This window comes from Streptomyces sp. SID3212 (genome assembly GCF_009865405.1).
In the GTDB taxonomy this organism is placed as follows: domain Bacteria; phylum Actinomycetota; class Actinomycetes; order Streptomycetales; family Streptomycetaceae; genus Streptomyces.
Window position 1 is genome coordinate 1 of sequence record NZ_WWJY01000925.1, and the last position, 851, is coordinate 851.

Annotated in this window: 1 pseudogene; it reads right to left on the reverse strand. The window is 77.1% G+C overall.

Annotated features, from left to right (window positions below):
* Positions 1 to 851, reverse strand: a pseudogene (locus tag GT042_RS27555) (hypothetical protein); the annotation flags it as partial.

Genomic DNA, 851 nt, shown 5'->3' on the forward strand with positions numbered 1-851 from the left:
GTGCCGGGCCATGTCGCCGGACCCGGCGGTACCGCCGCCCGGGGCGCCGCCCCGCGCGAGGGCCGGCTCCCCGGGACCCGTACCGACGAACCAGGTGGCACAGCCGTACTCGTGGAACAGGCCGACGAGCGCGGGGCGGTCCCAGCGCTCGGAGGGGTCCGTACCCGGGGGAGCGGGAGAAGCGAGGCCGGAGCCGAGGGCGAGGTCGGTGCCCAGGGCGAGGTCGGTGCCGAGGTCCGTACCGGAGCCCGTGCCGTGGTCCGTGCCGGGGCCCGGACCGGAGTCGACGAACACCGCCTCGGCCACCCCGTTCTGGATGACGGCGCGGTGGATCTCCTCGGTGGAGGTGAGCACGGGCAGGGTGCCCCCGTCGCCGCCCTCCTCGTGCGCGGGCGCGGCGATGCCGACGGGCCTCAGCCCGTACTCGGGGTGCTGGGCGAGGAGCGCGGCCACGCGCCGCGCCGCCGGGACCGTACCGACGACGAGGGTGGAGCGCGGCCGGTCGCGTGCCAGGGCGCGGCGGCGTCCGTGGACGAAGGAGCGGCAGGCACACGCGGTGACGAGTTGCAGGGCGCCGCCCGCGAGGAGGGCCGGAAGGCCGAGGGCGTGGTCGGGGAGGAGGGCGGCGAGGAAGGCGGCGACCGCGCACCACGACACCACGATCCGGGCGGCGAGCGTGGGCAGTTGGTCGAGGCCGGAGAGGACGAGGCCGGGGCGGTAGAGGCCGGCGAGCGCGTTCAGCATCGTCACGCAGAGGACCAGCGGGAGCAGGACGGCGTCGCGCTGCTCCTCGCTGAGGAAGGCGGTCGAGAGCACGGCGGCGAGCGAGTCGCCCGCCACGAGCGGCAGCC